This window comes from Enterobacter cloacae complex sp. 2022EL-00981 (assembly GCF_028737495.1).
In the GTDB taxonomy this organism is placed as follows: domain Bacteria; phylum Pseudomonadota; class Gammaproteobacteria; order Enterobacterales; family Enterobacteriaceae; genus Enterobacter; species Enterobacter cloacae.
Map to the genome: position 1 here is coordinate 21,867 of NZ_JAQZRK010000030.1, position 23,803 is coordinate 45,669.

General features: G+C 47.3%; 21 protein-coding genes and 1 pseudogene. 11 read left to right on the plus strand and 11 right to left on the minus strand.

Features of this window, described 5'->3' with window-relative positions:
- The first annotated feature begins 382 nt into the window (after window positions 1–382).
- Window positions 383–1,138, plus strand: coding sequence for a replication initiation protein RepE (gene repE / locus PUZ33_RS20385; protein WP_126493951.1), 756 nt, complete (start codon window positions 383–385; stop codon window positions 1,136–1,138).
- A 300-nt stretch (window positions 1,139–1,438) separates the two neighbouring features.
- Here the strand turns inward: repE and PUZ33_RS20390 are convergent, their stop codons facing one another.
- The 4 genes from PUZ33_RS20390 to PUZ33_RS20405 form a co-directional block, all read right to left on the minus strand.
- Window positions 1,439–2,797: a hypothetical protein gene (locus tag PUZ33_RS20390; RefSeq protein ID WP_126493952.1), complete on the minus strand. Its 1,359-nt coding sequence runs from the start codon at window positions 2,795–2,797 to the stop codon at window positions 1,439–1,441.
- 204 nt (window positions 2,798–3,001) lie between these two features.
- Window positions 3,002–4,252 (minus strand): HEPN/Toprim-associated domain-containing protein, encoded by a 1,251-nt coding sequence (locus PUZ33_RS20395; protein ID WP_126493953.1) that lies wholly within the window; start codon window positions 4,250–4,252, stop codon window positions 3,002–3,004.
- A gap of 131 nt (window positions 4,253–4,383) precedes the next feature.
- Complete coding sequence (locus PUZ33_RS20400; RefSeq protein ID WP_274205359.1) at window positions 4,384–5,481, minus strand: hsdR; 1,098 nt, start codon at window positions 5,479–5,481, stop codon at window positions 4,384–4,386.
- A 15-nt stretch (window positions 5,482–5,496) separates the two neighbouring features.
- Complete coding sequence (locus PUZ33_RS20405; protein WP_274205360.1) at window positions 5,497–6,264, minus strand: tyrosine-type recombinase/integrase; 768 nt, start codon at window positions 6,262–6,264, stop codon at window positions 5,497–5,499.
- A gap of 464 nt (window positions 6,265–6,728) precedes the next feature.
- Here PUZ33_RS20405 and PUZ33_RS20410 point away from each other — a divergent pair, with 464 nt between their 5' ends.
- Entirely contained in the window at window positions 6,729–7,406 is a 678-nt protein-coding gene (locus tag PUZ33_RS20410; RefSeq protein WP_000182008.1) for a hypothetical protein, read from the plus strand.
- 30 nt (window positions 7,407–7,436) lie between these two features.
- Here PUZ33_RS20410 and PUZ33_RS20415 read toward each other — a convergent pair whose 3' ends face one another.
- Window positions 7,437–8,060, minus strand: coding sequence for an RES family NAD+ phosphorylase (locus PUZ33_RS20415; RefSeq protein ID WP_001071437.1), 624 nt, complete (start codon window positions 8,058–8,060; stop codon window positions 7,437–7,439).
- Window positions 8,061–8,590: 530 nt separating this feature from the next.
- On the opposite strand from PUZ33_RS20415, the gene PUZ33_RS20420 reads away from it, so the two are divergent.
- Window positions 8,591–9,286 (plus strand): hypothetical protein, encoded by a 696-nt coding sequence (locus tag PUZ33_RS20420; protein WP_000778342.1) that lies wholly within the window; start codon window positions 8,591–8,593, stop codon window positions 9,284–9,286.
- Window positions 9,287–9,461: 175 nt separating this feature from the next.
- On the opposite strand, the gene PUZ33_RS20425 is transcribed toward PUZ33_RS20420, so the two are convergent.
- Together PUZ33_RS20425 and PUZ33_RS20430 are read right to left on the minus strand one after the other, a co-directional pair.
- Window positions 9,462–9,746 carry a hypothetical protein gene (locus PUZ33_RS20425; protein WP_000032260.1) on the minus strand — a complete coding sequence of 95 codons (285 nt, stop codon included), beginning with the start codon at window positions 9,744–9,746 and terminating at the stop codon, window positions 9,462–9,464.
- Window positions 9,746–10,573 carry a ParA family protein gene (locus PUZ33_RS20430; RefSeq protein WP_000981293.1) on the minus strand — a complete coding sequence of 276 codons (828 nt, stop codon included), beginning with the start codon at window positions 10,571–10,573 and terminating at the stop codon, window positions 9,746–9,748. Before PUZ33_RS20430 ends, PUZ33_RS20425 begins: the two co-directional genes overlap by 1 nt.
- A gap of 178 nt (window positions 10,574–10,751) precedes the next feature.
- On the opposite strand from PUZ33_RS20430, the gene PUZ33_RS20435 reads away from it, so the two are divergent.
- Window positions 10,752–11,687 carry a hypothetical protein gene (locus PUZ33_RS20435; protein WP_274205361.1) on the plus strand — a complete coding sequence of 312 codons (936 nt, stop codon included), beginning with the start codon at window positions 10,752–10,754 and terminating at the stop codon, window positions 11,685–11,687.
- 231 nt (window positions 11,688–11,918) lie between these two features.
- On the opposite strand, the gene PUZ33_RS20440 is transcribed toward PUZ33_RS20435, so the two are convergent.
- Entirely contained in the window at window positions 11,919–12,050 is a 132-nt protein-coding gene (locus tag PUZ33_RS20440; RefSeq protein WP_001116618.1) for a hypothetical protein, read from the minus strand.
- 381 nt (window positions 12,051–12,431) lie between these two features.
- Here PUZ33_RS20440 and PUZ33_RS20445 point away from each other — a divergent pair, with 381 nt between their 5' ends.
- From PUZ33_RS20445 to PUZ33_RS20455, 3 genes are all read left to right on the plus strand, one after another.
- Complete coding sequence (locus tag PUZ33_RS20445; RefSeq protein ID WP_126498302.1) at window positions 12,432–12,911, plus strand: hypothetical protein; 480 nt, start codon at window positions 12,432–12,434, stop codon at window positions 12,909–12,911.
- 177 nt (window positions 12,912–13,088) lie between these two features.
- Window positions 13,089–13,226 (plus strand): hypothetical protein, encoded by a 138-nt coding sequence (locus PUZ33_RS20450; RefSeq protein ID WP_007372357.1) that lies wholly within the window; start codon window positions 13,089–13,091, stop codon window positions 13,224–13,226.
- A gap of 206 nt (window positions 13,227–13,432) precedes the next feature.
- The gene (locus tag PUZ33_RS20455) at window positions 13,433–15,262 is read left to right on the plus strand and encodes a hypothetical protein (RefSeq protein ID WP_001217270.1); all 1,830 of its coding nucleotides are present in this window, start codon (window positions 13,433–13,435) and stop codon (window positions 15,260–15,262) included.
- Window positions 15,263–15,431: 169 nt separating this feature from the next.
- Here the strand turns inward: PUZ33_RS20455 and ppl are convergent, their stop codons facing one another.
- Together ppl and PUZ33_RS20465 are read right to left on the minus strand one after the other, a co-directional pair.
- Window positions 15,432–18,119: an anti-phage protein Ppl gene (gene ppl, locus PUZ33_RS20460; RefSeq protein WP_000215804.1), complete on the minus strand. Its 2,688-nt coding sequence runs from the start codon at window positions 18,117–18,119 to the stop codon at window positions 15,432–15,434.
- Between the two features lie 151 nt (window positions 18,120–18,270).
- Complete coding sequence (locus tag PUZ33_RS20465; protein ID WP_001270901.1) at window positions 18,271–19,101, minus strand: hypothetical protein; 831 nt, start codon at window positions 19,099–19,101, stop codon at window positions 18,271–18,273.
- A gap of 70 nt (window positions 19,102–19,171) precedes the next feature.
- Between PUZ33_RS20465 and vapB the strand changes: the two genes are divergently transcribed.
- The 4 genes and pseudogenes from vapB (at window position 19,172) to PUZ33_RS20485 (ending at window position 21,514) form a co-directional block, all read left to right on the plus strand.
- On the plus strand, window positions 19,172–19,405 hold the full coding sequence (vapB, locus tag PUZ33_RS20470; protein ID WP_032140383.1) for a type II toxin-antitoxin system VapB family antitoxin: 234 nt from the start codon (window positions 19,172–19,174) through the stop codon (window positions 19,403–19,405).
- A pseudogene (locus PUZ33_RS20475) lies at window positions 19,402–19,799 on the plus strand (type II toxin-antitoxin system VapC family toxin). Before vapB ends, PUZ33_RS20475 begins: the two are co-directional and overlap by 4 nt.
- 686 nt (window positions 19,800–20,485) lie before the next feature.
- The gene (locus tag PUZ33_RS20480; protein ID WP_274205362.1) at window positions 20,486–21,199 is read left to right on the plus strand and encodes a GNAT family N-acetyltransferase; all 714 of its coding nucleotides are present in this window, start codon (window positions 20,486–20,488) and stop codon (window positions 21,197–21,199) included.
- Between the two features lie 48 nt (window positions 21,200–21,247).
- Window positions 21,248–21,514 (plus strand): flagellar transcriptional regulator FlhD, encoded by a 267-nt coding sequence (locus tag PUZ33_RS20485; protein ID WP_000699996.1) that lies wholly within the window; start codon window positions 21,248–21,250, stop codon window positions 21,512–21,514.
- Window positions 21,515–21,796: 282 nt separating this feature from the next.
- Here the strand turns inward: PUZ33_RS20485 and uvrB are convergent, their stop codons facing one another.
- A complete protein-coding gene (uvrB, locus tag PUZ33_RS20490; RefSeq protein WP_274205363.1) occupies window positions 21,797–23,773 on the minus strand; it encodes an excinuclease ABC subunit UvrB in 1,977 nt (658 codons plus the stop codon).
- Window positions 23,774–23,803 lie beyond the last annotated feature (30 nt).

Consider the following 23,803-nt stretch of genomic DNA (forward strand, 5'->3'; position numbering starts at 1 on the left):
CGAGTGAGCGAGGAAGCACCAGGGAACAGAACGAACATATTCTGCTTACGCTCGGTATTGAATGGATACCCTACTCAGGTTTATCCACTTATCCACATGCATATTTTTATAAGATCTTTTTAAAGGGTTGTTAGATCTACCTTTTTAGAATACCTCTAAACCCTTTAACCATGCGGCTTTCAGAAGGTTCTCTGTGACAATTTGCCCTTTCTCTGTGACAAATCACCCTCAAATCCCCTATTTAACTGTGACAGACTGCCCTTAACCCTGTGACAAATTGCCCTCAAAAAATGCCAGATATCACAAAGTTATCCCTAGTTGTTGACTCTGTTTCAATAAGTGTGACAATCTAAAAACCTGTCACACTTAACATGGATCTGTCATGGCGGAAGTTGCGGTTATAAATCATAAGAAACGTAAGAATAGCCCGCGAATTGTCCAGTCTAACGAACTGACTGAAGCGGCTTACAGTCTTTCCCGAGATCAGAAGCGTATGCTTTATCTTTTCGTGGATCAGATCAGAAAATCTGACGGTACACTTCAGGAACATGATGGTATCTGTGAAATTCAGGTCGCGAAATATGCAGAAACCTTTGGGCTAACTTCAGCAGAGGCCAGTAAGGATATTCGCCAGGCGCTGAAAGGTTTTGCCGGTAAAGAGGTCGTTTTCTATCGGCCAGAAGAAGACGCCGGTGAAGAAAAAGGTTATGAATCCTTTCCCTGGTTCATTAAGCGTGCCCACAGCCCCTCCAGAGGCCTTTATAGCGTTCATATCAACCCCTACCTTATCCCATTCTTTATTGGCCTACAGAACCGCTTCACGCAGTTCCGCCTGAGTGAAACTAAAGAGATCACTAACCCCTATGCCATGCGCCTGTATGAATCCCTTTGTCAGTACCGTAAGGCTGATGGTTCTGGAGTGGTTTCACTGAAGATTGACTGGATTATGGAGCGATATCAGTTACCGCAAAGCTATCAACGTATGCCTGACTTCCGCCGTCGTTTTTTGCAGGCCAGCGTGGATGAGATCAACAGCAGAACTCCGATGCGTCTGTCTTACATAGAGAAAAAAAAGGGCCGCCAGACCACGCACATTGTGTTTACTTTCAGTGATATAACATCAATTCTGCCCGATTAATTAGAGGGTGGCTTGTCACATTTAAGAGGGTAGTTCGTCACACTTGTTTGCTGAGCTGAGGGCAATTTGTCACTGGAAACCATCCAGAGCCCTGTTCCGGGTGGATTTACCTATTCGGATTAGCTCCCAAACCTGCTTTATCGCCCTTTATGAGGGCAAATTGTCACAGTTATTTAAGGGCGTATTGTCACATGTCCCTGCAAAAACTGAGTGCCAGTTGTCACACCCATGTTTCCATGCCCTGTCCCTCAGAGTGAGGGTAAATTGTCACAGTTTGCCTGAAACAAGGAAGCCTCATCCCTAGCGCTGTATTTTACCTGCACTGAAAATGTGTCTGAGCAAAACACTGTTAAACGTTTTATCTGAAGCAGCTGGCCAGCCTGGCGGGTCTGTTAGCAAAACGCCTTCCTGCTCCATCCAGCTGTGAGTGTAATGTTTACGTTCGATGTAGTCCTCTGACTCATAACCCATTGTTTCAATGATGAACGTCGTTACTGAGCTTCCAGTTGCGGGTACCACATTCAGGATGAAATCAGGATGGATCACTTCCTCCACACCGTCCTTGATACTTTTCGTCGTGAACAAAGGTTTGCTGAGGCTTATCGCATCCGGGTGATTTGGCTGATTGCTGGCATAACTGCTCGCATTGATGATCACCTTAAGGGTGTCACGTTCCTTGTTACTGTCGACAGGCACCGGATTATCCAGCGTGTAGGCTGCATGGGCATAGCCTTCGTGGCAGTAAACGTTACCATCCCTTCCCCTCCTGTATTCAATAATGACCCAGTAAGGAGCTCGACTGCCGGCATTGTAGGAGTTTTCGCCATTTATACTGACCCGCGCCTCCGGCCGGTGCGTGAAAGTTTTTCCCCGAACGTTGAAGGTCACTTCTTCCCGGGAGGCGTCTGCCGTTATTCCGATGACATACACGCACGGTTCTTTTTCCTGACTGTTGAAACCGTCCGTCTTTTCAAGAGCTGAGAGCATTTCGTTAATGCGTTCGATACTCAGCCAGGGGGCGCAGCTGAATAACTGATTCAGGGAAGTACCATTCCTCATTGAGTGGTTATCCAGCACTTCTTTTATCCTGCTGATTGCCCCCGAAAGCCCCGGACTCTGGTTCTCAGGAATCAGTTCCAATTGATTCAGACCTGCAGCCTGGACCAGCGTCAGTAATTTGCGTCCCAGTGCCGGGACGGGTTTCAGTGTCTTACGCCTGCGCTTACGTGGCACTACCGGCCCATCCACGGGGACTGCTCTTGTATCCTTCTTCCTGTCCGGGAGCCAGTCATCGCCTCCGACAGGGTTCAGAGGGCTGGTTTTACTTTCACCTTGAGTGTTGTCAGCATCCTTCTCTTTTTTAAGACGATACAGCGGGCACTGTTCATCATGCGGCCTTGTGGTTTTTACATGGCGTAACTTGGCCACGTTCACTTCGCAATTATAGGGACCTTCAATTCCAGATACCGGGTCAACACAGTCACACTTGATCCATAGTTCCTGTCTGTCCATCTCTTCAAGAACCTGGTTAACAATGCGTAAATCAGCATGACCGGGTTTGCGCCCATTGCTGAAGACGTGAAGCAGGGCTTCCTTTTCCGCCAGGTTCAGTTTCCTCTCAAACCGCCCTCTGGGATTTTTTTTCCAGACCAGTTCCATACCTTTCTCCTGACAGCGAAACCCTTCAAACGATAAGATTGAGATGAATTTCAAAAGTAATACAAAAGAGATACAAATGAAATACAATAAAACATACTACGGGAATGCAAATGAAGTACAGACACTGAGATTTCACTTAGGTCTAGCTCTTCATTTTTCGGCGATGTTGTTTTATAAATGACATACAAATAAAACACAAAAGAATTACATTTGTACGTCATTTTCATTCTGAAATTGTTGCTGAAGCCCATCCAGAATCTGTTTGTCTATACCAGCCAGAAATTCGTGCATGAGCTCCTCGAGCTGATTTACATGATGGCGCTCAATTAAATGGTGCTTCCCTTTCTTATCCCGGCCATTTCGATGAACAATGTCGTGTCGAATGATCACTGAACGCGCTATATCCTTCAGTATATCGGGCGGGAAACTGACAAGGAGACATTCCTGATAGAGTTTTTTCACTGTCGGGATATGATGAAATGACAGGCTGAATAGCTCCTCTTCGATAACTTTATCGAGAGAATCAAGTTGGTTATAAATGTCTGAAAGAGGTTTTTTGGCGCCGCCCTTGAATTTCTCGTAGCTCTCAACGAAACGCCGCTTGACCGAAGGATGCTTTACTGCCCGTATGAAGATATCTGCAAGGTAAGCTTCCATGACGGTAATGATGCCGGAGTAACACATTCTCAACAGCACAGGATTTTCGGGTGTTGAGGTGACCAGTGCACTTAACTCAGAGAGGCTCTGTCTGACATGTCTAAGCGGTTGAGTGGCTCCTGCATGTTGTTCTTCCAGATCGTCAAAATCATCAGTCAATTCGGCAGAAATGAGCCATTTCAGGTCCAGTTCGCATACAGCATCATCCTCAGTGATTAGCAGAATCGCTAAAGAGTAAAAGTCTTGTTGTGTACACGGGAAATTAAAGTTCGAATCACGAACCCAGGGGCAATCACCGTCAACCGAGCTGACCATCAGGGAAAGCATCGGATCACCGGTTTCAATCCACGTCAAAAGTTGGGAAAAATCTCTCTCGTTACTCGGCCAACATGCCGCCGTATTTAACCGCTCAAGCCAGTCATCCAGCGTCGCATTTTCAAGAACCGGGATGACGTGCTTCAGCCAGGTGATTCTGTACTGTAGATAATATTCTTCGTGGAGATGTTCTTCGCTTTCAAGTTCGGCCAGCTCGGCAATGGAATCAGCTTTCCAGGACTCAATGGCAGTCGAAAAATCCCGTTCGAGAGCAGCCCGGTCATATCCATTCAGCTGTAACCGTCGGCGCATCTGTGCCACGGTTGTTCGATAGCCGATAAACGTTTCGTCTGACCAGCTCCCGTCCTCCTCTTTGACAATCTCCCTGACACGATCGCCCTCCTGAAAATACCACTGATAATAGTCATTCTGCGTATCGTACAGAGTGAAGTTACCGATAGAGATATCTGTCCACGTTGACATCGAAAACCCTCAATGTAATACATTTGAAATTCATTTGTGTTTTTATTGTATTTCTGATAGCTATCAGATAATAATTACATAAGGCATACATTTGTAATTCAAATGAATTTCAAATGTAATTCATTTAATGCTCATTCCTCCAGCAACCATCTATTACCATCACAGAGGTTACATCCTACAAGTCCGCTCATTTCAGGGACTGCGGTTGAATGCCCGCCACAGTATCCGCAGGTTTCCAGTGAGTCATGAAATACGAGGCAGGTGGTGCACAGGTATCCACCACCGTACTCACATACCGTCCCATAGCTGTCACAATCGGAACAACTTGCAGGAAGACCTGAATAACTGAAATCTTCTGGTTTACCCTCCCATTCATCAAGCAAATCGTAGCGTGATGAAGAGTGGTTACATTGTAAGCAGGTGAATTCTGTTTCACCCGTAGCGTATAAATTCTGCTTTATCCCGCAGTGAGGACAGGTCACTTCGAGATACTGATCTGACCTGGTACCGCAGACCAGACAGTCAGATTCGTGCAGGGTATTCCCGCTTTCCTCATTTAAACGCATATCAACCGCCGCTTCTTTGCTGCAGAAGCGGCAGGCAGAGACTGAACATCCCTGTTTTTTGAGTCCATCAAGTTCTGGCTTGAGATAACGAAATTTTGCATCAGCATAAAACAGCGAGTTCCTGAGCATTCCATCTTCGTCTAAAGCACGCTTTAAGGTCAGAGGTTCATCAAAAATTGATAACCACTGATCACGCATAAAACGATTTAGCGCAAACCAGGCATCGGCCTGCTCTTTTTGAATCTGCTCCTGATCGGCGTAGGTAAAGGCAGAATGATAGAAATGCACCACGCGGTTACGGTGCTTTCTTACCTTCTCGAAGGCATTATGCGTATCAGGCGGCAACGGTTTTTCCAGAACATCACGAAGTAAACTGCGGGTCTCTTCATAGGTTATCGACTGAAAGTCGCCATTCCGATAGGCCTGCTTTTTTGGCGTCGTTTTTTTGCTACAGACCAGGCTCCAGTGTTCGTGTACGAGGGGTACTTTCAGCAGGATCTCAACCGCCGTCCAGAAACTGACAACCGAGAACTTTGCCTTAGATGCCTCCAGCTCTTCACGTGCTTTGTCCAGAAATTCCAGACCATTGTTAATCAGGGCCTGAACGTCAGGACTGAGTTCATGGGGCCGGGGTTCGTGGCCTGCGTCATCATCATCAAACATATGCCTTTCCTTGCTTTAGTTATTCCCGCGCAGCAGCTGCAGCGCGTCACGTGCATCGAGGGTGAACCGCAGCTGCTGACTGGCAGCCACGTCGAGCGCAAATATCTTCGTATAAACCTCGGTACTCTCAAACTTCTCATGACCCAGCAGACCCTGAAGTACCTTCGGGTGAACGTGGCCATATAAAAGGTGCATTGCAAAACTGTGCCGGAAGGTATGGGGGCTGACGTCGATGCTCAGTCTGACGCCGTCACGATCCGCGGCATCAGTAGCCCGGACCAGCCAGTTACGCACCGTCCGGTCGGACACATTCCACACCGGCTGCGCGCGACGTTCGCCTGTAATCGGATCATCTTCAAACTGCTCCTTCGTGCTGGCGAACAGCCGGCGCATCTCATCGACATAAGCCGGGTCCGATAACGGCACCACCCGGTTGGCGCTTTTTCCCTTACGCGGACGGCCGCCGCCGGCCCGCCGCTGTTTGGCGGTGCGCAGAACGACATGCGGAATGCTCTCGTTAAGGTGAAAGTCACGCCGTCTCAGGGCAAGGCCTTCGTTCAGGCGTGCCCCGGTATTCCATAACGTATTGAAAAAAGCGTGCTGACCCCAGTCCTGAACAAAGTGCAGCAGTCCGGCCACTTCCGGAGCCAGCAGATATTTTGGCAGCTCGGTGTAGTGCCGGGCCATTTCGCGTAGCGAAAGCGCGCGGCCGTAGTCCAGGCCAGCCGACTGGCCTGTCGCCGGCAGGGCAGGGGAGGCGTTAATAAAAGAGGGCAGAGTCATGGTGTCCCCGTTGGTCCGCTCACGCTACGTAAATTCTGTCGGGTCACACCCCTGCAACCCTGCCATTTTTCACGTAGCGCAATCTGATGAAATTCTGCTGTCATTTTCGTTGCTCGCGACCGCGACTGCCACGGAAAAAACCCGCAGAGCGGTGTGCACTGAATTTCCGCTTTCTGGATATATACCATAAATCAGAAACAAATATTTTAGCGTGAGGAGAGTATGGGATCGCAAAAGGATCGAAAAAGGATCCTTTTTGCCTGGATGATGGGGTCTGAAGGGGAGGGAAGGGCTGTATGTTGTGTTCTGTGACAAACTGCCCTCAGTTGGGCGACCTTTCCTCAAATAGCGGAAATCGGAATGCAGATTTTGCAGGGAATGCAGGAAGTACAAAAATTGCACTTCTTTAAGATTTTGTGTATTCTTAAGTCATGGAAATCTTAAACACCCGAGACGAGGCGACTATGACAAACATCAGTTATGCACCTAATAAAGCCCGTGCTCACCTCAAAAACCGTGAGCAAACTGAAATCCAGCTGCTGCAGACCCGCATTCAGAATGTGGGAAGCAAGTTCGTTGAAGCACTGCATGAACTGCCCCACGAGAAGTTACTGGAACTGCTCACGCTGCAGGATGAAACATTCTGGGCTGAATTAAAGAATCAGGCTCAGCTGCAGACATTAATTAATACCATGACACCTGAAAAACAGGCCCAGGAAGATCTTGCTGAAGCGAGAGAAGTATTTCTTAAGTCGCTGGAGAATTCAGGCGGAGTGCATAAATCAACGGCCGTTATAAAAATACTGGCAACCACGCCGCCAACCCTGCATAAAAGAGGAAACCGTGGTGAAGTTATTCAGATTAAATGGGGTTCTGAAAACCTTTACCCGGTATTTCAGTTTTGCACACGTGAGAATAATTCAGAAGGCGGTATGCTGGCCGGCATCCCGGAATTATTATCCCTGATTAAACACAAGGTCAGTGCTGTGCGGAAATGTCACTTCTTTACCCGTAAAGTTGATATTCCGGGAACTGAAACACATGTCTCTATTGTTGACGCGCTGCGCCGTGGCGCTACGCCTGAAGAGATGACCCACTTCAGAATCCTGGCAGAAAACTTTGGTACCAACCATACCATGTAAAAAAATGGGCCTTTTGGCCCATTTTTAATCTCAGAGAGTAAGAATACCCAGCTTTGATTTTAAGATCGCCTGCGTACTTTGTCCGTTGAGACTGAACTGGATTAACGGAGTGACTGAGATGTTCTTCAGCATTCCGTTTCCATCAACGGTGTCAGACCACAACGCGATACAGGTTTTGCCGGTGTGTTGAGACAAATATTCAATACCATCAGCATAATGAGAAAGCACTTCTGCCAGCCACTGAGTATCCTCATAGACAGCTTTAGAGCCCATCAAATAACCTAACGGAGTTTTCAGATGGGGCGCCAGGGCAGCTAAATCAATAATCTTGATTGTGCGTGCTGCCTGAATTACCGCCATACAGTTTTTCTCAAGATCCTCAGTTTCAACAAGCGGAGCATCCTGATAAAACTCTTTCAGCCCTGTAAATGCCGTGGTGGCCAGATACAATACACCTTTGGATTTGCTACGCAGTGAAAAGCGGGTTTCTGATTCAGAGTTGAAATAGATACCATTTCCACCGTAATACTGGTCCTGCACCTTGTAAAAATCAGGTTCAATAGTTAATTCTTTGAAAATTTCACTATCAGAGATTTCTGCGCCGGCTAAGATTTGAGCTACTACATTATGTAGGTCCTCTGTAAATTGGTTCATGGATGATTCCTTCTGTAAAGTTTATATATCGAATTCTTTGAGTTTCCATGTGGAATTCCTCTCAGATTTACGTGTGTGTTGCGCCTGTTATCCAGACGTAACGTGAGGTAGTTGCCCGTTAAGCTGACAACTGAGTTGATAATACATCACCTGGCGCTGGATGTATTAGAACGATCGGTAAAGGATGAACTAAATGATATAACCAACTAATTTTGGTAGGTTTCCGTGTAATACCGGCTGAAGAATTGAACATTTAATTAGCTTTTAAGTGAAATTACGCCGAATACAAATGAACTACTTTTGTAATTCATTTGTATTCGGTGCCGATGATATGCACTTACAGTCTTTACCGGTTCTGGCTGGCGTTGTTACTCATTCTATTGAGTGAGAAATCCTGACCGTCCTGGTTGTTACCGCATCAAAATATCTCCCACAGGTATCAGCCTTCTTTCGACATCAGTTTGCACGTTGATTTGACAAATATTGAACTATAGTTCAATTTATCATTATAAAATCAGTTGGAGTCTAAGATGAAGCTCAGTGTCAGATTGATTGAAGGGTTTAAAAAAACATATCTTCCTCTGCAGTTCAGAGCCTTCTGGGATGATGAGGGATTTTGCTATTTAAAAGTTCAGATCGTTAACGGGAAGATAATTTTTTTCTGTGCTCAGTTGTTAAATTATTATAACACTTCAATTACCAATGCTGTTGAGAGTGTACGGGCATCAGCTGTGAATGCACTCATTAATGACGGTGCAATTAAAATACAGAATCAGCAAGGGATTTTTGATTTATTTAAATCACAGGAACGTAAAAGTAAAGAAGTGATATCAATTCTGTTTGAGTATGTTCGTGAGAATTCTGTATGGGTAGAACATTACGAATCTCAAATCAGCATAACCCAGGATGACCGATATAGTCTGGTTCACTTCAACCAGTACCAGGAACCTAACTGGTCTTTTATTTCTAAAGAAAAACTTGAAGAGACATATCCTGAATTTGATTTTCATGTTTCCAGAAAGTCTCTTGAAAACTGGAGTAATGCCCGATTATCAACTCAGACGATTAAAAAATTATTAAAAGAAAAAAACTGGACCATGAAGGAAGTTGCTGCTCGCTGGAACCGTTCGGAATCATGGATGAGTAAAGTTGTTAATGATGAGGAAAGGGAACTCTACTGGGAAGACGCTTTTAAAGGGCTCCCTTCAAAAATACACGAAAAATGAAGACAGAATCGCCAGTTCTTAATGTTAAAATCCTGTACCCATCAGTACCCTGTTTTGCTTAAAGAAGAACTTGAGATAATTAAGCAACTGGACAAGATGGCCTGCTGATCCCGCAGGCCAGACTGAGCAGGAAAGATGTCTGAAGATGAAATACAAATGTATTTCATTTGTATTGCTAAATGTTCTCTTTAATCGCCTTCAGAACTTTTTCTGGTCCTGCTGACTGAGCAAGGTACAGCCCTGCACGAAGTAATGTGGAAACCGTAATGTTCTTGTGCGTAAGTGCCTGGATCTGCTCAACCAGTTCCTGCGCCAGCATCTTTTCCGCAGGTGTCATGCGTATAGTTTTTGGTGTTTCGCCTGTCGTATTTTTCTTTTTAGCCGCAATGTTAGTCAGGCTACTTTCTTTTCTGGCCCGTTCAGGTTTTTCCATTATAGGTCGAACAAGTTCTTTAGACATTATGCTGCCTCACTGCTGATAATTTCTTCTAGCTCACGGGCAAGTTTGCCGTAATCCACTAAAGCCATTGCACTTTTCTGGTAGTAGTACAGAGGAAGACAAGCCACCTGAGACTGTACTATGGCCTGATCAGTACGAATCCGGCTTTTCAATAGTCTCGGAGAAATTCTCTCGTGCGAGCCCAGGGCGGTTTCGATATAAGTGTTTATTTTCTTATTTGCACCATTGTAATTGTTCCGGAATACACTGAAGCGTGCATAATCTTCCTCAGAGATCTCATCCATATAGTCCAGCATGATTTCAAGACCACTCAGAGAAAAACTCCCGCCATCGACAGGTACCAGAACATGATCGGCGATAAAAATTGCATTGCCGGTTGCGATATTGAGCCCAGGTGCACAGTCAATAATGATGTAATCATATTCAGTGCGAACTTTCTCGAGATGACGGCCCAGGATTTTTTCGCGGTGACTGCGGGTAAGGGTCTGTTCAATAATTTTTTCGAACGTCGGGTCAGACGGAATCAGATCCAGGTTAGGGATAGGAGCATCACCGGCCATCGCGGGGATGATGACATCGCGGATATCAAATCGAGAATTGCTGTAGAGATCGCAAATAGTTGGACCATACATGGAATAGTACTTTTTACCATTTGCGGTGACTTCTGTCGTATTGGCCTGCTGGTCCGAGTCAATCAACAGCGTCCGCTTCCCTGATCTGGCATAGTGAACAGCCAGATTGGTAGCCGAACTGGTCTTACCAGGACCACCTTTATTGTTCATTATCGCAATTATGCGAGCATATCGTTCCTGTAGCTTGTTCATCATAACGGCTCCAGATTATGTTTATCAGTCAGGAGTAGTTGTAATCCATTACGCACACATTGGCAATACAAATGTAATACAAAAGTATTTTTATACTGATTGATATTTTGTCTTGATATGCAGTTTTATGGAATAGTTAGTGCACACTTAAAATTTCTGAATAGACACTGAAAGGTAAGTTATGACGATTGAAAGCTTTTTCATCGGCACTCGCATGTCAGGAAAACGTTATGGACCTCAGAGTAAAGACATGCAGGTTTCTGAATTCATAGCACTTATATCTCCGAAAAATGAACCAGAGAAATTTGTCCTACCCGATTTCTCCGGTCTGGCACGTCGGATTGACGCCCAGATCCGGAATCAGTTTATTCAGCAAAAAGAGGATGACTATTACCGTCGATACCGACAGCTTTCGGACCGGTGGTATCAGGCCGGCTCTATCAGTGACAGAAACAATCGCAGCCAGCGTTTTGAGAAGGTCATGGATGAGTCGCTTGAGTTTTTGGTTTACAGTCATGATGTTATGCCCAACATCAACCCATATAATCTCAAATACGATGATCGCGTTCAGGTTAGCACGAAAGGCAAAATGTACTGCGTAGCGCTTCTGTTCCATATTATCGCTCGAGCGGCCTATGAGCCAGTCTCTGTAGGTGCAGATCCTACGCTGCAAAGGCATTGCAAGTGGCTGAAGGACTGGATTAATAAAACGTTAGGGGATCATTTTTTAGAGGGAATGATGATTACTTTCGCCCTTTGTTATCCTGACCACTTTCCTGCCCTGCAGCGCCTTAGCGGAGAGTTAGAAACACGTGATGTTGACACATTCCTGGCTGACGAAGTTCGTAAGGCAAGGCAACACACAGAGGAACAGGTTAATTATCATAACGGCCGGTACCGGTTGATATTCGAGTACACTCACTTTCACCAGGAGCAATTTGATTTTTTAGCCGAAATGCGTGATCTCCATTACCGGATAGATCGTATTGAACAGCTCCTTCAGAAACTGATAGATAACCCGGTAGTAGATTTCAGTGAAGCTGCTGTTGCAGGGCAGTGGATTGACGAACAAGTACAGCTGCTTGAAACAAACGAAACGAAGCTAATACTCCCATAACTCTAATCAGCCTGGCTGGTTTAACCCTTCGGTACCTGTCCATCAGGTGTCGTTTTTTTCCGTAAGAATGTCTATAGATGGCGCTCCGCAGAAAGAGGTGGGTGTTACGGTTATTCTGCCAGAAATCCCGTTGTGTTCAGGCTGTGTCCTGTCGTTCCGGCAGGACACTTGGCTGTGACCGGCGTGTAAGAAACCCGTCTAATCCAACCCCGCTTTCTTACCGGCCGGGTCTTATCGACTGCAGAACGTATCGATCACCTGTTGCACAATGATCAGAATTACAAACAGCAGCATCAGTACTTTTTCCAGCACAGTTGCACACTGAAACTTCTGAATGATTTTCAGAAAATCAGAGAAAGGCATGTGAATCTCCGGAGATTGGGTTAATCAGTGTTCTGATTTTATGGAAAGTTACATTTCCGGTTTTGCTGTCTATTGAAAAATGTTTTGCACATCTGCTCTGAAACTGAATTGCTACAGATAATGTTGAATCGTCGCAGCCTTCTCCGCGCCCTCAGTTCGAAGATCTTCGAACAGGCCTCTTCGTGAGGACATAAATTGTCTTCTGTCGTGGGGTCATTCCAGCCAAAGCAGTGGTAACTAGCACTATTTATCTTATGAGCAAGATAGTTTTCGCCTTTCGTATCTTTCGGGTCCAGGCATAACAGTATCAACATTTTATGAATCATGCCGATACTGACAGAGCGACCACCAATTATTGATAATGGATAAAGGACATTTAAATTGAACAGAATGACAGGACTCGCTGTTTTATGCCTCTCGCTGATGGGATGCAGTGCCGTGCCATCAGAAAACAGTGCGCAGTACCTCAGAACGGAAATGCAGTCGCCAGTATCAGGGGCAACCATAATTACCGTAACTGCGGACAGCCTTATGAAACAAGACAATACACATAACGCTATACTGTATGCACTTCGACCGATGCCTGGAAAAGCATTCACCTCTGAGCTGGACAGAAAATTTGCCGCAGCGACGATGTATATTGATTTGTCTCCGGGTGAAAAAAGCAGAACGGCCGAGATCAGTGGTGAGATAAATTACTATGATCACGAGCGATACGTGAATGCTCGCCTGGTAGGAGACAGTATCAGGACAATACCGATTGCACCAAAGACCATCCCGCTTACACTGAATAAACCATTCTCAATCAATCTGCCACAAGGTATTCACTATTCAGTCATGCTGACGGACAGCCAGCCTTAAACCTTCATGATTGTCTCATGACTTCCTTTCAGTTTTCTGTAGGGTCAGCAGGGAATATAAATGGGGAAGAGAATGAATTTCATCAATAAACGTCCCACAGGCGTTCTGTCAGAGACCGGGTTTACTCTGCCTGAGATGACTGAATGTTCAATCTCCAACCCATCATGATGGATGGGTGTGCCCTGGCTTTCACTGCGTGTGCAGCAGGCTGGTCGGGAACGTCCTCAGCAAAATGTCTTCCGTCGCCACCTGTTCTGGTACATGAATGAAGCACTGTTCTGGCGGGAGGCGGACATCATCCGGGTCGCCAGGTAGTTGCCTGCACTGGACCATCCGGACTTCTGAAAAAAAAGCCACCCGCAAGGGTGGCTTTCTGGATATGAGGCCCTGAGCCTTCCCGGGACTGAGCCACTGACGGAAGGGAGAGCCGTTTTTTTCGGTGACATCCCCCGCATGGCGGCAGATGGTTTAAATATGGTATGAATAAATAATAACTCACTGTACAAGAGATTTCCAGACCTATGCGTATCGACCGACGTCTGAGCAGGGATGTACTCACCGAGCGTCAGCTTTATTTTATTGAATGCTGGTCCAACTTCTGCCATAAAAACAGCCCGGATACTGACCGGGTCGGATACAGCAATCCACTCAGCACCATCCGCGAACTGCTATTTCTTTACGAAATGGAAGATCGTTTCAGTGCCGATAAAAAAAGACTCCGGGTGGCCACTGAACTGCTCGAGTTACTCGAGACCGATCAAGTTCTCAGGAGAGAAGCATTTGAGGACATCCCCGCTCAACTGGTGACTCTTCTGGACAGAGATTTGCTGGTTGACCCCACTCGCAGCCCGGTGGAAAAGCGTCCTCGTCTTATCTGTAGCCTATGTGTACAACTGGCGGATATCACCGAGGCCAGTTATATCACTGAGGCTCTTGAGATGCTTGAACAGGAACTGTTTGCATGGCCCCCTCTGGATGAACACCATGCACGGGATATTTACTCACTGACAAACGGAGTGATGAGTGTACTCCTCACCCGGGGTATGACACTGACGGAATGTTACCTGCTGTACATCAATATTTTCAGGAATGTGAGTACTGAACCGAACGCTTTCCGGGCCGCCTTTCACTCGTTCCGGCAGAAACTGGTAACGCCTACTCGGGACGTGACTGTTCGGATGTTTATTACCAGTGAGAAACTGCACACCCTACTTAACACGCAAGGACCCACACTGCAGTTCAACGGATGTGTGTTCATGCCACTTGATGAAGCCCGACAACGCTTCTCCCTCTCAGTCGATATACCGGTTTGCTCAATGTCTGACACATCTGCCCGTAACATGGCCGGTCAGATGCTTCGTGAATCCCTGGATGTCATTGCCTACATGGTAGGTAAGGGAGATATCACCGTCCAGAAACAGTTCATGATAATCAGGGATGAAGACGAAACAGAAGTGCCGCGCTTCGATAATGAAATCGAGGCAAACGCGGACCGGTTAACGGACGAGGAGTTTGCGCGCTTTATGGTGGCGATGAACCGACTGTTCACGGATACACCGGATGTGTCCCGTAAAAAAATCAGCTCCGCATTTCGGTTTTTCCGTAACGGCATTGAAAGCCAAGTTCAGGAGAGTCGTTTCACCGCTTACTGGTCGGCGCTTGAATCATTAACGCTAGGAGTTGCCCCTGGCACACCATCACATGAACAGCATGTCATCGGTGTTGTGGCTCCCTGTATGGTGCTGGACTATGTTGTTAAGCAACTGTTTTCTCTAAGAAAAGTTCTGCGCTTCATTCTGCGAGAGCCAGGGCACCCCTTGCGCACACCGGAGATCGCTTCACTTCCGCTGGGGCAACTCTATGCCCTTCTTAAAGATGCGGACCGGGTCCGTGAACTTCAGACAGATTTACAGCACTTTCCCTATGTCATGTATCGGGTGCGTAAGCTTGCCGGGATCTGTGCGTCACCCGAGAAAATGGCGGATAAACTGGGGCAACATGCCGAGAAAGTCACCCGACATCTTCACCGCCTGTATCTGCTGAGAAATACCATCGTGCACAATGCAGGTACCAGCCCGCACATTGACCTGCTGACGGTGAACCTTGAACACTATCTGCGGGCAACAATCAGCGCGTTGTTTAATATTGTGGTGATCCACCCAACCGTCAGCACCGCTGAGGAGGCATTTACCCGGTGCCAGTTTACCAGTGAGTCAGTTTTCAGGGAACTGAACCCCCTTCACGGGATCACGGAAAAGAAAGTATACACAGCCATTGATAATCAGTTGAAAAACGGGACGCTTTCCCGTAGCGATGCTCGTTTGATAGCATGGCTCAATGCCCACCACTGACACTCAGGAGAAGACTGTCAGAAGAAAGGGTAACTCATCGGCCTCATAGGCCCCGATCAAACTCTTGGGGCAGCCTGATCGGGGTCTATGTTCGGGTTTTCAGATACTCAGCGGCACGCAGGTGCCACTCTTCTGACATGTCTCTCTGTCCCAGGGATGGTGCCGTTTATCAGCTGAGTATCCGCTCATAGCGGGAACGAAATGCTTTTTCCCCTCCCTCCATTTGTCGGCAAATCAGTTCCTTCACCGGCGTCTCCTGAAGCGCTCCACAAAGCCCCGGGTGCAGGCCAGAGCGGTCGTGTTGCATACTGATAACGTATTCCGCATCACCATTGACCACTATTGGGGCAGAATGCGACACGATAATCAGCTGTCGGCGTTTCTTGTTTGCCATGATGGCAGGGATCACGCTCATGCTCAGCATCAGGCAGTCCAGGTCGTCTTCTGGTTGATCCAGCAGGAGGGGATCGGTGCCATATGACAGCAGGAACTGCAACATGCTCGCCCCTTTTTGTCCCGGTGAGGCAGAGGAAATATCTTCCATCCCTCCTCCGGGCGTCTGGTACCGAATGTGGATCCCATCATCCGGATACCAGCATTGCAGGGCATCCAGTTGCGCATCATTCAGACCTTTAAGGCGATTTCTGAAAGCTCCGTGGAGCTCTGACCCTGCTCCCGGCTCCTCGCGATGGATGGCAAGATGCAGAGCTTTAAGCGTATCCAGCGCAAGATATTTGTTTTCCGTTGCCGACGGTAGCGGACTGTACGGGCGCAAGCTGATGAAGCTATGAAGCAGCCCGCTCCCGTCACCATCATCATAGATACGATCGGCAAAGTTGCCGATCCCGGTTACCGCCTGATAACCAGATACGGTGTCTTCGTGTGGGGCACAGAGCGGCAGAATTTTAATATCCAGCGCGCTGAGAGACAGAGAGGACAGAAACGCCTTCCGCTTTTCCGTCAATACCATCCGGTGGTTACGCATTTCAGCCAGTAATCCTGTGGATCTCGCTGCTGAGGCCGCGATCGTCCCGTCAAGATCGGCGTAATTTCTCAGTTCCGACTTCAGCGACTCACAGCGCGTCATCAGCTCATCGAGGACATTCGGATTGAGTCCCTGTTCTCGTAGCACCATGGCCTCACGTTGTACAGTTTCCTCCTGGTTACGCACCGCCTCTTCCAGTGCGAGAAGAGGGGGGTCCTGCCTAATGGTACTGAGTTCCGCGGCATAGTCCGACAACAGTGTGTCAAGACGCTGGTCATACTTTTGCTGTACGTCAGAAAGACGCGTCATAAATGCTGTCAGTGTCGCAGACGGCTCCACCTGGAGCTCCGGGACTTGTACTGGCTCTTTCTCCTGCGCCCTCAGACCAGCGACATGCTGTTCATGATGCTCCAGAGGAAGCGTTGCTGCAGACAGTTCAGCCCGAGCCGTGGCCAGGCGGGTGCAAACCGGATAGTAAGCGCTCGACCGCAACTGACTGACGGCCCGTTCAGCATCAGACAACTCCCCCTGCAGTTTATCTGCGATCGTCTGGCTGGCCAGGTGACCACGCAGCGTTATTTGCTCATTCAGGTATTCCCTTTCCAGTTGATCCCAGCGCTCTTTCCAGGCGCGTTTGTTGACTACCTGACTCTCGTCACAGACGCGCAGGAATGCCCCTGTGTCTGACGCCAGTTCGTAGAGCATTTTCTGGCTGTATATTGAGAGGGGAAAACGATCTGGTGACCAGTGATTGTCCTGCACCCACTGACCTTCGCTGAAAATATGCAATTCATTACGACCATCGGGTCGCCAGCTGAGCCTAAAATCTGTGCCTTCTTTGCGGAACACACATTCGATGAAAGAATCCGCATCCATGCCCATCCCCATCTGACTAAACTGGTTCAACTTGTTGCGTTGAGACACAGTCAGCCCTTCGGTTTTTCGCATGGCCAGACGAATACTTTCGATAAGCGTGGATTTACCACTGCCCCGGGAGCCAATCACCGCATTGTAAAACGGGCTAAACTCAACGGAGGCTCCATACTGATCTGCCGGCTGGCAAAGACGGGTCCTGAATGTCAGGCTGCGCAAATGTGAAGCTGGTGCCTCCGGTGGATTATCATCAAACAGCACGCAGTTTTCCGGATCGAGTAATGCGTGCCTGAGACCGTCAAAATCAGGCTCGGACATCTTCAGCCAGCAGGTGCGCACTCCCGCTTGTTCAGGGTGGTGCGCATCTGATCCCCGAAGCCATGGCAAATCCGCAATTAAACGCCGGTGAGTCCCGTTCGTAATCTCCTCCTCCCGGTGTCTGATCTCCACTGCATGAGGATTTGACTGAAAAGCGGCCGTCAGTTCCCCCTGATTAGTAAGGCTTGTCAGAACGCCTTTCGCCGCATCAATGTGTGCGAGGATACAAATAGCTTCCGGGTTACGACGGATATTACTGATAATGCCCGCGGGTCCCAGCTGAAGCACAAGATGATGGTTGGGGGTTTCACGCGAAATAGGACAGTTGTTGTTGCACTGTGCCAGTAGCCGTTCCACCTCGGCACTGGTGCTCTGGGTGTGCAACACGGCGAGGATATGAACGTTGCCGGTGGCCGTGAGCTCCACACCGGGAAACAAAGTCAGCGGCCGGAAGTCTGCCAGTTCACCGGAACTGGCGTCCCGGGACATGTTCGCCAGTTCCGCTTTCAACACGTCAATCCATGCCCCACTGTTATGGTCACTGATGACAACACAGTCGACCTGTTGCCGCATGTAAGCCAGCAGCCATTCCCGGGGCTGGAGATCTGGGACTTTGTAGTCATCTGAGGCCGGGGTATGGTTATGAAAATCAAATTTAAACCAGCGTGATCCTACCGTCATTGTTTCTTTTCCATGTGGTGCCTAAGGTAATCCCACTATAGAAGCATTCACCTGGTAATTCAGTAACCGTTATGATTGCTGTTGGCATGAACTTCAGTCGGTCTGGCGGAAAAGTCAGAAGGCAAATAAGACCTTCGTCCACATCGGGGGTCTACATATCGACTGCCTTCAGTGGCTTAAATGGCCATGCTCCCCGCTCTCCTCTTTTGCTGAATTCACTCCGGCGTACTTTTACCGTATCAGCGGAGAACACTTCAGTATGATCCAGTGTTACAGTGGCCAGCGTAGCCAGGCTACTGTCCGTCAACGTAAATTCTTTCGGCAGACCCCATGGACCCTGCCTGACGTTCTCGATGCTACTGAATAATTCGCGGAGATAATCGGGGAGCATTTTGCCGCGCCCGTTAATGATGGCCCGATCGCTTTCTGATAGACATCCAATTTCCGGGTGCTCCCTTGCTATAACCTGCAGGACGCCAGGGAGTCCCGGCCAGTATTTTCCGTCATAACGACAGGTCAGGCCATCGAGTGTTTCATGAAGATAATAACGGTAAAGCCCATCATTATCTTCAGCCATCTCCATCAGTTCCACGATGTGCGTGGTTCTCTCAAGTGTGAATGCGTTCCGGTTCAGGATCGCATCTCGGACCAATATCTTCTGTGCCAGTTCACCGGCCTCCTTACTGATAGTCCGGTTCAGTTCTTCAAGCTGGCGATAATCCTCTTTCAATCGGGAAACGATATCAGGTCTACTGAAACGGCCCGCCAGTATGATTTGCTCCAGAAGACAATAGCATTGCTGCCAGGTTAGCGCCTGACGGGCAATATTCTGCCAGACCGACTGCATTTCATTCTCACGACTCAGTAGCCGCTCTATCAGTGGCCATACCGACATCCAGCAAGGACCTGTCAGCAAGTCAGCCTGGTATTGTCTGAGTGTATCAGTGACATCAGTTGCAGTGCTGGTTCGGGTATAACGCATCTTTTTTTCTCCGAAATCTCAGTTGACTCATTATCCATACCAGAGCCAGAACTGTCGGTAACGTAGCGAGATAAATTCCAGTTGGCGTACATTACCCGATGTTTTTCTCAAAACCATCCGTCTGCCTCGCGATCTGGATTTTGAGGGCGTCAGCGAGCTGAAGATTGTTCGGGAGGGGGACTGTATCATCCTGCGTCCCGTCCGGCCGACCTGGTGCTCGTTCGCGCAGCTTGAAAAAGCCGAACCGGACTTTATGGTGGAACGTGGGGACGTTGTCAGCGATGAAGGTCGATTTGACCTGTGAACAAGATCTACATGCTCGACACCAACATCTGCTCGTTCATCATGCGCGAGCAGTCGGAAGTGGTGCTGAAGCGCCTGGAGCCGGCGGTGCTGCGTGACCAGCGTATCGTGGTCTCGGTTATCACTTACTCCGAGATGCGCTTTGGCGCCACAGGTCCGAAGGCCTCCCCACCCCGCGAGCAGTTGGTTGACGCGTTCTGTGTGCCGTTCTGACCTGGGACTGCGCAGCGGTAGATGCGACCACGGAGATTAAACTGGTGCTGCGCCTCGCTGGCACCCCGATCGACATAGCTATCGCCGGGCACGCAATTGTCGCCGGTGCCGTGCTGGTGACGAATAATGCGCTGGAGTTTGAGAGGATATCGACCTTGGTACCTGAGGACTGGGTTAACTAGCGGTTCCTGGTATGTAGTTATGTGAGACTGACTGGCAGAGGTGGTTGCGCCATCAATGAATCCAGCACTGGAAACAGAACAGCACGCGTACATCATGCCTTGCGTTCGCTCAGTGTTTTCAACATCCAGTAATGTATAAAATACAGGTTTTCAGGCAATTAGTGGGAGGTCATCCTGACTTCCCTTTTTTCATATTTTGGTCTTATCCTTAAGAAATATCAGACGGAATCAGATTCCTTCGGGAAACGCTGACGATCGGTGAGTCAGGGAGCAATTCTTGATTCATTCAGAAATTGCCAAAACGGTTTTTCATTTGGTTTGCGGTTTTCTCGTATGTTGCTAAACTTGTCCTGTTTTATCCTCCTGGCGATACAACATTTTCCGGATAACGGTCCCTCAGTCTTTTTTTGTTTAAATAATGAACAACATCATTAATACCCACACAATAATAATCACAATATAATATCTGACATATTTCCGTTACTTCGAGATAATTAACTAATTGCGAACATGTTCTCAAAATGAATATAAGCGTTGATACAAACGCAATATATGCTATTGTTAATATATGATGTTTCTCAGGATACATCTGATATGGTACATACCGTTAAAATTTTAGTTGCTTATATCTAAAATAAACGCCGAAACTTCTCATTATTATCCTTGCATTTTTTAAGGAGAAGAATATGACAGAGCAAAATAATTTCGGTCAATATATAGGCAGTCACCTTGACGATGACGTCACTCTTTCATTACCTGATTTGCGCCAATTACCAGGGCGTTATTGCACTCTGCAGTTGCTGTCCACCCGTCACGGGAATGACCTCTTCCAGGGATGGCACAGTATAGAGGATTCACGTGACTGGACCTATCTTCCGGATGAAAGACCGCCGACAAAACAGGCAACCCACAGTTATATTCAGCAACTCATTCAACAGAAGGGAGTATATCATTACGCCATTATAGAAAATAATTCAGGAAAGGCTGTGGGAACTCTTTCTCTGTATAACCTCGACAATAAAAATGGCGTAGCGGAAATAGGAAGTGTACATCTTACTCCAGTTATCAAACGAACTTCAGTCAGTACAGAAGCAATGTTCCTGTTACTATCATATGTTTTTGATGTGCTTAAATATCGTCGATGTGAATGGCAAACCGACAGACTCAACTCTCAGGGTATGAGATCTGCCGAGAGATTGGGGTTCCAGAAAGAGGGGATACTGCGTAATAAACAAATACTTAAATCAAGGAGCGTGGACGTTGTAATGTATTCAATTATTCAGGATGAATGGGAAAGAATATCCAGTGCGATAACTATCTGGCTTAGAACTGTCAACTTCGATGACCGGGGACATCAAATACATCCTTTACGGCATTACCTGGCGACAACAGAGCCCTGACTCTTTTGTTATTGCCCCCAGACGTTACTGGAAAAAGGGAGAATCTGAATGAAAATAATGAATGCAGAGATTGAGAGGCAAATCTGGCATCACAATCTTTCCTATTTATTGCTTGCCCAGCGGGTTCTGAATCATTACGAAGACACAGCCCTGTTTCGGCTAGGTATCGACAAGTGTACCGGAGATAAACTCCTGCAGTTGTCGTTGCCCGAACTGGTTCGTCTTGCTGAACGTCCGGAGCTGATTACCGTACTCAGACTCAGGGATCACCACCAGATAGATGTATTACTCAGTCAGTCCACTGGAATGGGATGAGCTCAGCAGGATTTGCTTAACATCTTACGGACCATTTTCTTCTTTTTTATTCCGGACTGGGAATTCAGTATGTACCCCAATGAATCAGCGATCTGGATTATTTATCCGCAAAAAACATGTCATATAAAGTAAGGGATTTTATTGATTTTATTGTCGATGAAATCGGAACTACTCCTTACTGGAAGTACGGAAAGTAATTCCTGTGAATACGGATTTCAAGAGGGAAAGTATTGTGTATATAAAAATCATCCTGATTAATACAGGATGATTTTTATGATGCTGTTACATGAATATAAATTGACGATACAAATCACTCAGTTCTGTTCTTAATTTTTCTATATCCTTCTCCTCACCTGAATTCTCGATCGCCAGTAATTGCTTTTCTTTAACAGTAATTCTTTCACACAACTCTGATAGCGTTGAACAAAATGCCTCTGTATGAGTGGCAGGATAGACGCTTTCATCCTGTTCAGTACTCCGCTTACGAACTGAAGTCACTGGTTTAATTTGATGTTCCAGGTTATAGGCTATCTGACGTTCCCTGCGATTGTGCGTTTCATCCATCGCCTGTTTCATGGCCGGAGTGATCCTGTTTGCATAGAGTACGGCTTTACCCTCCACATTACGTGCCACACGTCCAATCATCTGAATAAGTGCGTGTGATGAACGTAAAAAACCTGCATGGTCAGCATCAAGTATCGCGACCAGTGAGGCTTCAGGGATGTCGAGTCCTTCACGCAGCAGACTGATGCCGATTAAGACATCAAATTCCCCGGCCCGTAATCCATTGATAATTTCCTGTCTTTCATCTGTTTTGATATCAGAATGCAGATATCGGGACAGGATCCCATTTTCTGTCAGAAAATCATTCAGTTCTTCTGCGGTCTTTTTGGTCAGCACTGTCACCAGGACACGATTGTTTCTGTTGACGCAATGACGGATTTCTTCAAGTAAGTTCTCCACACACTGGTCTTTGCTTCGGACCTCAATTTCGGGATCCAGTAAACCGGTGGGGCGGATAATTTGCTGAACAACATTTTTCTTTGATTTCTGCAATTCATATTTACCTGGGGTTGCGGAAACAAAGACAGTCTGGGGCTTAATCTTCTCAAACTCAGCAAAACTCAGGGGTCGATTGTTTTTTGAGGAGGGCAGACGGAAGCCGAAATCGATAAGAGTATCCTTGCGACTCTGATCGCCACTGTACATGGCTGAGATTTGCGGGACCATTACGTGCGATTCATCAACAAAGAGCAGGCCATTTTTTGGCAGGTAATCCAGCAGCGTTGTCGGTGGGAGTTCCGGATTTCTGTCGCTGAAATAGCAGGAATAGTTTTCCATACCTGAGCAGTAACCCAGTTCACGGATCATTTCAACATCATTGTTGACGCGTTCGTATAAGCGCTCAGCCTCTATCAGACGATTTGCTTTGTTAAGTTCAGCAACCCGTTTCTCCATGTCAGTAAGAATGCTTTTGGTGGCTGAGGGTATTTTTGCGGTCGGTGTAACAAAGAGTGTTTTGGGTGATATTAAATAATGTTCAATGTCGCCCGCAATTTTCCCACTGACAGGATCAATCCATTTTGCGGATTCTATAACATCATCAAAAAGTTCGACCCTGATGGCCTGATGTTCGGAATCGGCAGGGAATATATCAATAACGTCACCGCGAACCCGGAACATCGCCCGTCCCAGAGTTTTGTCTGTACGGGCATACTGCAGACGTGCCAGTTGATGAATTAACTCCCGCTGGGCGAGTTGTCGTCCCGGGTATACCGGGATCTGGATCTCTCTGTATGCGTCCGGATCACCTAATCCGTATATCGAAGAGACGGAAGCGACGACTATCACATCCTGACGTTCAATCAATGCCTTGGTCGTAGATAACCGTAACCTTTCAAGATGATCGTTGATAGCGGAATCTTTCGGGATAAAGCGGTCACTTCCGGGGATATAGACTTCTGGCTGAAAAAAGTCGTAGTAAGAAACGAAGTATTCGACAGCATTTTCTGGGAAAAACTGCTTCATCTCCAGATAAAGCTGTGCGGTTAACGTCTTGTTAGGAGCCAGTATTAATGTAGGGCGCTGCAAACGGTGTATCACATTCGCCATGGTGAAGGTTTTACCCGAACCGGTTATCCCCTGAAGTGTCTGATGTGTCGCTCCTGCTTCGACTCCCGCTATCAGTCTGGCTATTGCTTCGGGCTGATCTCCTGACGGGATATAGCCTGAATGTAAAATGAATTTTCCTGTGGACATTATGATCTCTCCTGGTTGGAACGCCCCGGA

Excerpts from the sequence above, each read along its gene's own strand:
- repE (WP_126493951.1), top strand. The coding sequence starts at position 383 with ATGGCGGAAGTTGCGGTTATAAATCATAAGAAACGTAAGAATAGCCCG.
- PUZ33_RS20390 (WP_126493952.1), bottom strand. The coding sequence starts at position 2,797 with ATGGAACTGGTCTGGAAAAAAAATCCCAGAGGGCGGTTTGAGAGGAAA.
- PUZ33_RS20395 (WP_126493953.1), bottom strand. The coding sequence starts at position 4,252 with ATGTCAACGTGGACAGATATCTCTATCGGTAACTTCACTCTGTACGAT.
- PUZ33_RS20400 (WP_274205359.1), bottom strand. The coding sequence starts at position 5,481 with ATGTTTGATGATGATGACGCAGGCCACGAACCCCGGCCCCATGAACTC.
- PUZ33_RS20405 (WP_274205360.1), bottom strand. The coding sequence starts at position 6,264 with ATGACTCTGCCCTCTTTTATTAACGCCTCCCCTGCCCTGCCGGCGACA.
- PUZ33_RS20410 (WP_000182008.1), top strand. The coding sequence starts at position 6,729 with ATGACAAACATCAGTTATGCACCTAATAAAGCCCGTGCTCACCTCAAA.
- PUZ33_RS20415 (WP_001071437.1), bottom strand. The coding sequence starts at position 8,060 with ATGAACCAATTTACAGAGGACCTACATAATGTAGTAGCTCAAATCTTA.
- PUZ33_RS20420 (WP_000778342.1), top strand. The coding sequence starts at position 8,591 with ATGAAGCTCAGTGTCAGATTGATTGAAGGGTTTAAAAAAACATATCTT.
- PUZ33_RS20425 (WP_000032260.1), bottom strand. The coding sequence starts at position 9,746 with ATGTCTAAAGAACTTGTTCGACCTATAATGGAAAAACCTGAACGGGCC.
- PUZ33_RS20430 (WP_000981293.1), bottom strand. The coding sequence starts at position 10,573 with ATGATGAACAAGCTACAGGAACGATATGCTCGCATAATTGCGATAATG.
- PUZ33_RS20435 (WP_274205361.1), top strand. The coding sequence starts at position 10,752 with ATGACGATTGAAAGCTTTTTCATCGGCACTCGCATGTCAGGAAAACGT.
- PUZ33_RS20440 (WP_001116618.1), bottom strand. The coding sequence starts at position 12,050 with ATGCCTTTCTCTGATTTTCTGAAAATCATTCAGAAGTTTCAGTGTGCA.
- PUZ33_RS20455 (WP_001217270.1), top strand. The coding sequence starts at position 13,433 with ATGCGTATCGACCGACGTCTGAGCAGGGATGTACTCACCGAGCGTCAG.
- ppl (WP_000215804.1), bottom strand. The coding sequence starts at position 18,119 with ATGACGGTAGGATCACGCTGGTTTAAATTTGATTTTCATAACCATACC.
- PUZ33_RS20465 (WP_001270901.1), bottom strand. The coding sequence starts at position 19,101 with ATGCGTTATACCCGAACCAGCACTGCAACTGATGTCACTGATACACTC.
- PUZ33_RS20480 (WP_274205362.1), top strand. The coding sequence starts at position 20,486 with ATGACAGAGCAAAATAATTTCGGTCAATATATAGGCAGTCACCTTGAC.
- PUZ33_RS20485 (WP_000699996.1), top strand. The coding sequence starts at position 21,248 with ATGAAAATAATGAATGCAGAGATTGAGAGGCAAATCTGGCATCACAAT.
- uvrB (WP_274205363.1), bottom strand. The coding sequence starts at position 23,773 with ATGTCCACAGGAAAATTCATTTTACATTCAGGCTATATCCCGTCAGGA.